4 protein-coding genes are annotated in these 5,391 nt (G+C 66.2%); 1 reads left to right on the forward strand and 3 read right to left on the reverse strand.

The genetic code is table 11. The features are described 5' to 3' along the window. Window positions 1-188 precede the first annotated feature (188 nt). Entirely contained in the window at window positions 189-665 is a 477-nt protein-coding gene (locus tag AC1DBQ_RS21355; RefSeq protein ID WP_476930419.1) for an Rv3235 family protein, read from the forward strand. A gap of 184 nt (window positions 666-849) precedes the next feature. Here the strand turns inward: AC1DBQ_RS21355 and secA are convergent, their stop codons facing one another. From secA to AC1DBQ_RS21370, 3 genes are all read right to left on the reverse strand, one after another. After that, a complete protein-coding gene (gene secA, locus AC1DBQ_RS21360; protein ID WP_476930420.1) occupies window positions 850-3,588 on the reverse strand; it encodes a preprotein translocase subunit SecA in 2,739 nt (912 codons plus the stop codon). 86 nt (window positions 3,589-3,674) lie between these two features. Beyond that, window positions 3,675-4,910: a winged helix-turn-helix domain-containing protein gene (locus AC1DBQ_RS21365; RefSeq protein WP_476930421.1), complete on the reverse strand. Its 1,236-nt coding sequence runs from the start codon at window positions 4,908-4,910 to the stop codon at window positions 3,675-3,677. A gap of 32 nt (window positions 4,911-4,942) precedes the next feature. Then, the coding region (locus tag AC1DBQ_RS21370; RefSeq protein ID WP_476930422.1) for a sigma 54 modulation/S30EA ribosomal C-terminal domain-containing protein at window positions 4,943-5,391 on the reverse strand (449 nt) is incomplete at its 5' end.

The raw sequence follows: 5,391 nt of genomic DNA on the forward strand, positions 1-5,391 counted from the left end.
GCCAGAGAGTGGCCACGGCTGTATGCGAACAACCGTGAAGCTATCGGAGCCAACCCCCACTTCCTGCGGCCGGGACAGGTCATTGTCCTCCCGCCGGGAATCTAGGGACACGCCGCATCACGCGTCACCCCAGCACGTCAGCACCAGCCGGAAGCTCACCCGCACCAGCCCCCAGCAAAGGAACCATCATGAATCCAGTCACCGGGATCCGCGCMGCCGCGGCGACCACGCCCGCCTCCGCCCTCCGGGTTGTATCCGGCACGGCAACACGAGCCACGCGCCCGGCTGCGGTCCCCCCGCCGCTGCGCGTGGTCGACGAAACCCATGAGATTTGTGCGATCTCCCGGAGCACGGTGCAGGCCGCCATCGAAGTCCTCGCCGGCACGCGGCCCGCGCAGCAGCTCTCCCGCCGGCTGGACCCCCGGTGCCTGGCGGCCCTGCAACACCGGGCCGCACTGACCCGTCGGGTCGCCTCCGGCAGCTCACCAACGGCGGGCCGGCTGCACCGCAACCCTTCGGTCCGGTCCGTCCGGGCCTGCAAGGTTTCGGATGACGTCTATGAGGCCAGCGCGGTGGTGGTCGAGGAATCGCGGGTCCGCGCGGTCGCGTTGAGGCTCGAGCGCGGCACCGTGGCCTGGCGCGTCACAGTCCTGGAGATCGGCTGAGCGGCCCGGCTGGGGGCGGGAACCAGAAACCCCGCCGGCTGGGGGCGGGAACGATACGCAGGCCCGGTTCGAAGCGGAAACCGGCTTGCAAGGAAAGGAGGCACAACGGCAGGAGKACCGGAACAATCGTTCCGGTCCTCCTGCGTTTGCCTCTGTGGCTGGCGCCCGTGCCTGGCGCCGCTTGCTAGCGCCGCTTCTTCTTCGCGGTGCGGCGGCCGATGTCCTGCGCCGCAGCCTTGGCGGGGTTTCCTGAACGTCCGGAAGCCTTCGCCTCGATCCGGGTCTGGGCGGCGCCGTCTTCACCGGGGGCGGTGTACTGCAGCTGCGCCGGCTTCTCCGGAGCCTCGAGTCCCGCGGCGTGGATCTGCGGCTCGTGGTGTTCCGTATGCTGGCCGGCGGCGTCCGCCACCACAACGTCCTCGGCCGGAGTCACTTCGACCTCGAGGTTGAACAGGAATCCGACGCTCTCCTCGCGGATGGCCTCCATCATGGCCTGGAACATGATGAAGCCCTCGCGCTGGTACTCCACCAGCGGGTCGCGCTGCGCCATGGCGCGCAGCCCGATTCCCTCCTTGAGGTAGTCCATCTCGTAGAGGTGTTCCTGCCACTTCCGACCGATCACGGACAGGACCACACGGCGCTCGAGCTCGCGCATGCTTTCGGAGCCGATTGCCTGCTCCCGGGCCTGGTAGACCAGCCGGGCGTCAGAGAGGATCTCTTCCCTCAGGAAGTCAACCGTGATGCGGGACTTGCCGCCGGCCTCGTCGATAACGTCGCGCGGCGTGAAGCTCACCGGGTACAGGGTCTTGAGGTTCGACCACAGGAGGTTGAAGTCCCAGTCGTCGCCGGTGCCCTCGGCCGTGGCCGCGTCGATGAACGCGTTGATGGTGTCTTCCAGGAAGTACTGGACCTTCTCGTGGAGGTCATCGCCCTCGAGGATGCGGCGCCGGTCACCGTAGATGGCCTCGCGCTGGCGGTTCAGGACGTCGTCGTACTTCAGCACGTTCTTGCGCTGCTCGGCGTTGCGGCCTTCCACCTGGCCCTGGGCCGAGGCGATGGCGCGGGAGACGAGCTTGGATTCGAGTGCGACATCGTCCGGCACCKAACTGTTCATAAGGCGTTCGGCCGCACCGGAGTTGAACAGGCGCATCAGGTCATCGGTCAGCGAGAGGTAGAACCGGGACTCGCCGGGGTCGCCCTGGCGTCCGGAACGGCCGCGGAGCTGGTTGTCGATGCGGCGGGACTCGTGCCGCTCTGTGCCGAGCACGTAAAGTCYGCCCAGGTTGAGGACTTCCTCGTGCTCGTCCTTTACGGCCTGTTTGGCCGACTCGAAAGCCTCGGGCCAGGCGGTCTCGTATTCCTCGGAGTTTTCCTCGGGGTCCAGGCCCCGCTTGGCCAGTTCGGCGACGGCGGTGAACTCGGCGTTKCCGCCGAGCATGATGTCGGTACCGCGGCCGGCCATGTTGGTTGCCACCGTGACGGCGCCCTTGCGGCCCGCCTGGGCCACGATTGAGGCTTCCCGGGCATGGTTCTTGGCGTTGAGGACCTCGTGCCGGACGCCTTCCTTGGCCAGCAGACGGGAGAGGTATTCGCTCTTCTCGACGCTGGTGGTACCGACCAGGACCGGCTGGCCCTTTTCGTGGCGTTCGGCGATGTCCTTGACCACGGCGTCGAACTTGACGGTCTCGTTCTTGTAGACGAGGTCGGCCTGGTCGATCCGCTGCATGTCGCGGTTGGTCGGGATCGCCACGACGCCGAGCTTGTAGGTGCTCATGAACTCCGCGGCCTCGGTCTCGGCCGTGCCGGTCATGCCGGCGAGCTTGTCATACATGCGGAAGTAGTTCTGCAGGGTGACCGTGGCAAGCGTCTGGTTCTCGGCCTTGATCTCGACGCCTTCCTTGGCTTCGATGGCCTGGTGCATGCCTTCGTTGTAGCGACGGCCGGCCAGGATGCGGCCGGTGTGTTCATCGACGATCAGCACCTCGCCGTCGAGGATGACGTAGTCCTTGTCCCGCTTGAACAGTTCCTTGGCCTTGATGGCGTTGTTCAGGAAACCGATCAGCGGAGTGTTGGCGGACTCGTAGAGGTTGTGGATGCCGAGGTAGTCCTCGACCTTCTCAATGCCGGCCTCGAGGACGCCCACCGTGCGCTTCTTCTCGTCGACCTCGTAGTCGGTCTCGGGCTGCAGGCGAGTGACGACCTTGGCGAATTCGCTGTACCAGCGGTTCGTGTCACCTTGCGCCGGGCCGGAGATKATGAGCGGGGTGCGGGCCTCGTCGATYAGGATCGAGTCCACTTCATCGACGATGGCGAAGTGGTGGCCGCGCTGGACGAGTTCGGAGCTGTCCCACGCCATGTTGTCGCGCAGGTAGTCGAAGCCGAATTCGTTGTTGGTGCCGTAGGTGATGTCCGCGGCATACTGTTCGCGGCGCAGGGCCGGGTCCTGGTTGGACAGGATGCAGCCGCTGGTCAGGCCGAGGAAGCGGTAGACGCGGCCCATGAGGTCAGACTGGTATTCGGCGAGGTAGTCGTTCACGGTGACCACATGGACGCCCTTGCCGGTGAGGGCATTGAGGTAGGCCGGAGCAGTGGCCACCAGGGTCTTGCMTTCACCGGTCTTCATTTCGGCGATGTTGCCCAGGTGCAGGGCGGCGCCGCCCATGAGCTGGACGTCGAAGTGGCGCATGCCGAGGGTGCGGGAGGAAGCTTCGCGGACGGCCGCGAAGGCCTCCGGCAACAGATCGTCCAGCTTCTCGCCGTCCTGGTGGCGTTCGCGCAGACGGTCAGTTTCCTCACGGAGCTCAGCGTCCGTGAAGGTTTGGAAGGAGCTCTCCAGGGCATTAATGGAATCGGCATAGTTCCGCAGTTGCCGCAGGGTTTTTTTGTCCCCCGTGCGGAGAAGTTTTTCGATAAGTGATGCCACGTGAAGTTGCTCCCAGTCTCAAGCTGCCGAATTCTGGCGTGTTTAGTCTACGGGAGAGTCGCAGGGCCGGTGGCGCCTGTTCCCTCTCAGCGGATACTGCTGTTTACCGGTGCAGCCACGGCTTCGGCGAGCGCCRGCGCAAGGTCCCCGGTTGGTGAGACAACCACCCCGCCCAGTCCCAGCCACTCTGCCATGAGGTTCAGTTCCGCGGCGAGTTCGACGGCGGTGTCCTCCGGCGCGCCTGGTTCGGCGTGGGCGGTCCGCACCAGAAGCAGGCCCCCGGCCCGGTCGGCCTTCAGGTCCACCCGCGCGACGATCGCGTCGCCCAGCAGGAAGGGCAGGACGTAGTAGCCGTACCGCCGCTTCGGTTCAGGCGTGTATATCTCGATCCTGTAGTGGAAGCCGAAGAGCTCCTGAAGCCGCCGGCGTTCGAAGACGAGGGAGTCGAACGGGCTCAGYAGCGCGCGGCCGGTGGCTGAGCGCGGCAGTTTCGCCTCCACATGGCGGTATAAGGGTCGGTCCCAGCCGGCCACGGTGACCGGCTGCAGCCGGCCCRTGTCCACGAGGTTCCGGACGGCCACGGCGGCTGCTTTCTGGGGCGTCCGGAAATAGTCGGCGAAGCACCGCACGGTCCCGATGCCGTGGGCCCGTGCCGCTGCGTCGATCAGCCGGCCCATCGCGGCGGCAGCATCCGGTGCTTGCCCCGCGGCCTCACCGCCCGGTCCGGGCAGCACCCTGGCGGTGAGGGTGTAGCGCCGTTCGAACGATTCGGTCCGCGAGGCCGCGGAAACCAGGCCTTCTTCAAACAGGTGCTCCAGGACCCTCTTGACAGCGTTCCAGTTCCAGCCCCATTGGTCCCGCTGCCGGTCCTCCACGTGGCCCAGACGGGCGGTCAGTTCGGCGGCGGTCAGGGGTTGCCCGGCCGCCAGGGTTTCCAGCACCCGCGCCGCCACGCCGTTGCGCAGTTCGGGGTCCATGGTGTGGGCTCCCACCCATGTGCGGTTCTGCCACTGCACGAGATCGTGGAAGTGGTCCGGCCGGATGAAACAGGCTTCGTGCGCCCAGTACTCCATCATCCGGCGCGGGTGGGTCCCCGCCATGCGCTGCAGGATGGCGCGGTCGTAGTTGCCCAGCCGGGAGAAGAACGGCAGGAAGTGGCTGCGGGACACCACGTTGACGGAATCGATCTGGACCAGGTGCAGCCGGGCAAAGGTACGGCCCACCGCCCGTGCTGTCACGGGTCCGGCGGGCCGTTCCTTGTCCAATCCCTGGGCTGYCAATGCGATCCGCCGTGCCTGTGCCAGGCTCAGCGATGCTTGCACGTCAGTCCCTTCGTTGGATGGTCTGCACCAGCTTATGYGGTGGCGGGCTCATCCTCTGAACGGTAGGMGAGGATCTTTTCTTCCAGACTTGAGTGTCCGGGCTCGCAGGTCTGGTCCAGGGAGATGACCCCGTAGGTCCAGCCGTCACGCCGGTATACGACCGACGGCGCCTTGGTCTCCTTGTCCACGAAAAGGTAGAAGTCGTGCCCCACAAGTTCCATGTTGTCCACGGCGTCATCGAGCGTGAGCTGGGCTGCGGGGAACACCTTCCGCCGGATCAGGACGGGCGAATCGCCGGCCGGAATGTCGTTCTCGACCTCATAGGGCGACTTCTCTGTAGCCGGGACAGGGGCCGCCTGCTGATTTGCCGCCTCAACGTAGAGGGGTTCGTTGGGGCTTGCGGGCTCCAGCGTTGCCGTGGCCTCAGTAACGGACTTCGGGGTGTGCCGGCCGTGGTGGACCTTTCTACGGTCCCTGGCCC

This window comes from Arthrobacter sp. 10T413_2 (genome assembly GCF_056394205.1).